Source organism: Bacteroidota bacterium (genome assembly GCA_034723125.1).
Classification (GTDB): domain Bacteria; phylum Bacteroidota; class Bacteroidia; order CAILMK01; family JAAYUY01; genus JAYEOP01.
In genome coordinates this window covers 1-5,185 of the sequence record JAYEOP010000070.1, presented here as the reverse complement: position 1 = coordinate 5,185, position 5,185 = coordinate 1, and the positions used below count along the sequence as shown (strand labels likewise).

At 31.1% G+C, this 5,185-nt stretch carries 4 protein-coding genes and 1 tRNA gene; all 5 read right to left on the bottom strand.

The window, feature by feature from the left end; translation table 11 throughout:
- Positions 1–419: 419 nt before the first annotated feature.
- Positions 420–493, bottom strand: a tRNA-Arg gene (locus tag U9R42_02205).
- 59 nt (positions 494–552) lie between these two features.
- Complete coding sequence (locus U9R42_02200; GenBank protein MEA3494826.1) at positions 553–1,776, bottom strand: hypothetical protein; 1,224 nt, start codon at positions 1,774–1,776, stop codon at positions 553–555.
- Between the two features lie 12 nt (positions 1,777–1,788).
- On the bottom strand, positions 1,789–2,799 hold the full coding sequence (locus U9R42_02195) for a PorV/PorQ family protein (protein ID MEA3494825.1): 1,011 nt from the start codon (positions 2,797–2,799) through the stop codon (positions 1,789–1,791).
- 51 nt (positions 2,800–2,850) lie between these two features.
- Entirely contained in the window at positions 2,851–3,963 is a 1,113-nt protein-coding gene (locus U9R42_02190; GenBank protein MEA3494824.1) for a pyridoxal phosphate-dependent aminotransferase, read from the bottom strand.
- A gap of 190 nt (positions 3,964–4,153) precedes the next feature.
- The gene (locus tag U9R42_02185; protein MEA3494823.1) at positions 4,154–4,801 is read right to left on the bottom strand and encodes a class I SAM-dependent methyltransferase; all 648 of its coding nucleotides are present in this window, start codon (positions 4,799–4,801) and stop codon (positions 4,154–4,156) included.
- Positions 4,802–5,185: the final 384 nt, after the last annotated feature.

Sequence of the window (5,185 nt, the reverse complement as noted above, 5' to 3'; positions counted from 1 at the left end):
ATTTGAATATAGAGAATTGACATTCGGAAACTTATTAAATTTCGAGCTGTGATAACATAAAGAAAATCAATAGTATAATAATTCCATAATGAATTGTTTCATACTTTGTGATTCTTAGTGTCTTAGAGCCTTCGTGGCTAATTATCAATATCTTGCCACAAAGGCACCAAAGCACAATTTGCACTAAGAAAAAATACATAATATAACAGTTAGATAATAAATATATGCTGAGCGGTCATAAATTATGTTTTGCATTATCGTGTAAACGGATAATAACCAATAAGTTAAACACAGAGCCAAAGCCCAAATTAAGACCAGTCGAAGTATAATTTAGGACTTAATAATCAAAACCCCAAGAAAATAAAACCGTTATTCTAAAAGTGAGTTTGGAATTAACGGTTTTAATTTGCTTATTTTTGCGACCCCGAAAGGATTCGAACCCTCAACCCTCTGATCCGAAGTCAGATGTTCTATCCAGTTGAACTACGGGGCCTTCTTTTTTTGACCACAAAGGTAATGCAATTATTTTTTTCTTTGAAAAGTAAGTTGGGATTATTCCAAATCTGTATTTAACCTATACCTGAGAATCCTGTTGTTGCCTTTATCGGCAATGTAAATTGTTTTTCGATAATAACATACTCCCGTTGGATTATCAAACTGAAAAGGTCCTGTACCTTTACCTCCAAAGGAAACGTTAATATTTTTTGTTTCGGAGGAATTAGGTGGTGGCTCTACTCCTTCAAATCCTTTGGAAGTAAATTGATAAAAATAATCGTTTTCGCTGTCAACAACAAAAATATATCCCGATTGGTCAGGAGCGATACAAACATCTTCAGGCATTGAAAATTTATGAGAACCATACAAAAACCCATCAGCTTTAGAATAATCTTTTTGAAGCATATTTGCATTTTCAATATATTGAGTACCTGCATCGGGGTCAAAAAATTCCATTATCCATAAAACCCTGAATTCAACATCAACATTTTGGTCTGCTTGACAAATAAGAAAATCATGTGTTTCATTCATGCCAAAAATCTTTTGCGGTGGTCCTGCAAAAGTTGCTATTGACGATATACCGATTACTGATTTTAAATTTGGTGTTATCGGATTTAATCCATTTGCGTAAGCAATATTTTTTCCTTCTTCATCAAATATTAAAATAGCATTATCAGGGCGTGCTGAGGAACTTAAATCATTAATATTTCCTTTTCGGGAAACATACAAAACGTTATCTGCACGTGTTGCAATTCCTGTAAATTCAACATTTAAATCTTCATTTCTAAAGGAAATTGTATTTCGTGAAACATCACAAAAAGGATGTATCAATGTGTCAATAAAAACGGCTCCTTCTTTTGTGGAAGTATTTTTTAAATGATAAACTGCTGTCAATTCTTTAGGTTCTCCACTTATTTCAACAATTGCTTTTCCTATCACATAAGTATGAATTCTTCTGTCTTGTGTAACTTCTTTGGCTTTGTAAATATTTATAGTTCTGTGTAATTTCCCTTTAAGGTCAAGGATGTGCAATCCGTTATCATCAACTACATAAATCATTTCATCATAACCAACAAAAACATCAACCGGATTTGAAAATTCATTCCAGATAGGAAGGATTGGAACATATCCAACATTTTGAGGGGCAAGGTTGGGGTCAATTTTACCTTGTTCAAAAATATCTTCTACTTCATCATTATATTTTGAGCCAAACATAAACTCACATGACGAAAAAATTATTGATATTGATAAAAAGAGGATTAAATATTTTATGTTTCTCATTGTTGTTTTTGTCTATTTTAAAGAAATACCCAGTGTAATTCTGTGAATATCCCCAAGAATATCTTTGTTGTTAAAGCCGTAATCTACTTTTATGCTACCGAAATATCTTTGTAAATTAATACCAATTCCTGCTGATGGTAAGCCGTTTTGGTCAGCTCCAAATTCATATCCTGTTCTTAAAAACAAAATATCTTTTAAGCTGTATTCAACGCCAAAAGCCATAGTTTCATTGTTGTCGGTAGGATGTGAAAGTTGTCCTGCAAAAACTAATGAATGAATTCCTTTATTCCATACATTGGATGCAAATCCTAATCTAAAGATTGAAGGAACAGCAACATTTTCAAAATTTTCTATTGCTTTGTCTCCGTTAAGTGTTGAAATAGTAACATTTCCACTTGGGCTAACATTAAAACCGAAATTTGAAATTCCTACGGCAAAACGTGTGTTGTGTTTAATACCAATGTTGTAAATAAATCCAAAATCAAAAATACCGTTATGAATTAAAACATCTGAAATATTTTCGTAAACATATTTTCCACTTATTCCAAAGCTAAAATTATCTGAAAGTATTTTAGCAAAAGAAACACCTACCAGCATATTTGAAACCGAGAAAGTTTGTCCGTTTCCAAAAGGCTGAAACTCTGTTGTAACAGGCATTTCCCCTGAGGAAAGATTGATAATGCTAATTCCCCAGTAATTTAATCGTGATTTTGAAAAAGCAAAACCCATGTAATTTTGAACAATCCCAGAATAATAAGCCGTGTGTCCGAGTTGAAAATGATATTTATTGCTGTCGATATGTGTTAAACCAGCCGGATTCCAAAACACTGCTGAAACATCGTTTACAAGTGCATTGTAGCTACCTGATAGTGCGGAAGAACGTGCATCAGGAGCAATTTTTAAAAACTGCAAAGCTGTAGTCCCTGTACGTGAATTACCAAAAGAAGGTAATATTTGGGCTTTAAGCGTTTGGCTTAAAAATATTGCCAGCACAAAAATTATGTAACGAAAGCGTAAAATCATTTCTTAATTATCATTTTAGTAGCTTTTTGCCATTTTCAAAGATATGTTTTATTAATGAGTACAATCTAAAAAGTCAAAAAAACTTTTTAGTTCTTCATGGGGTACAGAGACACAAATGCGAGAAAAGACAGATGCTTTTTCTTTGTACTTTCGTGTGAAAAAGGAAAGTGAAACAGAAGCTATTCGTGCTTTCATTAATTCATCTTCAGCTAAATTTACTACAACAAAAATTCCCATCGGTTTTGAACTTTGATAAAACTCTTTTGCAAGAAATCCTCTTTGATTTAAATAGTTGATATTTTTTTCTATGTCATCAGTAGTTTTTTCTTTAAAATCACTTATAGCTTTTCTTCCTTCTTTTGTTGTAAAAAGTTTTTCAACTAATAATTGTGAAAAACCATTTACCCCATTTGATGCATACATCAATCTTATAGCAAGTTCTTCCATTAGCTTTTCATTTACCGAGTGAACAAAGCCAATACGTTGGCCACTTAATCCCAAAGATTTGGAGAAGCTCTCAATAATTATCACATTTGACAAAGAATAAAGTTTTTCAAAAAATTTATCATTGTTCAAAAAAACCTTTCGATAAGGGCTGTCAATTATCACTATGCAACCTTCATTATTCAATGCCTTTATCAAATTTAGCAATCTTTCATCATCATATTTATCTCCCAAAGGATTGTTTGGGTCGCAAATTATTACAGCATTATTTTTATATTTTTCAGGATTTTCTTCCAACTCCTGAAAATTTTCATAAAAATATCCTTCAATTTTCCGAACTTTTAAAATATTAAAATATGAACCCCAGAAATATGAAGGAACAAAAACCTTTTGAATATCAAGTGATTGAAATACCATATCCAAACCCGACATTCCACCATTGCATACAAGAATATTTTCCGCCTTAGTTTTACTGCCAAAATATTCATTATTGATAGCTTCTTTAAGTTTTGGTCTGCCTGTCATAGGAGCATAAACCTGAATATCGCGTGAGTTAAAATCAATTTGTTTAATAACTTCCGTTAAATCAATTGGTACTACAGAGTTAACTCCCTGATAGAGGTAAAGATATTTTTCGCCTTTCTCTTTTTCAAGTCTCTTAACTTTTTCACCAATAGCACTTATCTTTGAATAAACCGCTCCGCTTTCTAAAATTTTCATTTTTTTATGCTTTTTTTTTAATTAAGAGTCCACTCTAAGAAGTCTTAAAATGATTTTTAGCTCCTTTCTGCCCCAAACCCTAAAGGGAAAAGTAGCTGAAAATCAGGACTCCCTTTAGGGAATGGGGCAATTCCTGATTTTTAGAACCTGCACTCATTACTTTTTAGAGTGGACTCAATTCAAGAAATTTTTATTTTACTGCTGTAAGTAATCTCACATATTTTTTGATATAAAATTCTTCTTTAAAAGTTTTAAAACCAAACTCTTTCAAAATATTTTTCCAATCTCTTTCAATATAGTCGAAGGCATATTTACATTCAATCTTTTTAAAAATAAAACGATGATGAAAGGGCATTTTGCTCATATCAAATTCTGCAAAATCCAAAATATTAAAACTTCCACCTTCTTTAAGATGGTTAAAGGCATTTTGAATTACTGCTTTCCTGATTTCATGAGGAAAACCATGTATCACAAAGCTGATGAATACTTTATCAAACTTTTGCTCAACATCAATTAGTTGATCTACTCTTTTATTAACAAATTTAATATTGGGATACTCTTTGCAATTTTCGTTAAATCGCATCTCCATTTCTTCAGAAATGTCAAAACCCATTAACAGTGAATCCTCAGAAACATATTTGTTCATCAATAAAATATTTCTTCCTGAACCACAACCAAGGTCAAGTATATCATCGTTTTTTTTAATATCCAAATTTGCAATTGCTTTTTTAATAAAGTTATTGTACATACCAAAAGATGCAATATTCATCACTTTGTCATAATGTTTTGCAATAAATTTTGAGAGTTCCACTCCTGAGTCGGGATAAATTTTTTCCATTTTGTTGTTTTTTCCTTTTTGATAATCATTAATTATTTATGCAAATTTAAATTAAAGATTTGGAAATAATTTATTCAAAAAAAAATCAGTTATTAAGGTTCTATGTCAAAAACTGTGGGTAATCAAATTTGATTCACAGATTACAAAAAGAATAATTTTATAATCTGTGAATTTAATATTTTTCCATCCACACAAATCAACATAGAACTCCCTATAGCGATAGGAATAAAAAAAGGGCTTTCAAACGAAAGCCCTTTTAAATTTAAAATAAATTTGTTAGTTTTATTTTATTTCAAAAACATCACCACTGTTAAGTAAATCATCCACATTTTTAAACTTGGAATTTTCTTTTCTTTCAGTGATTTGATTTTCAAGTAATTGTTC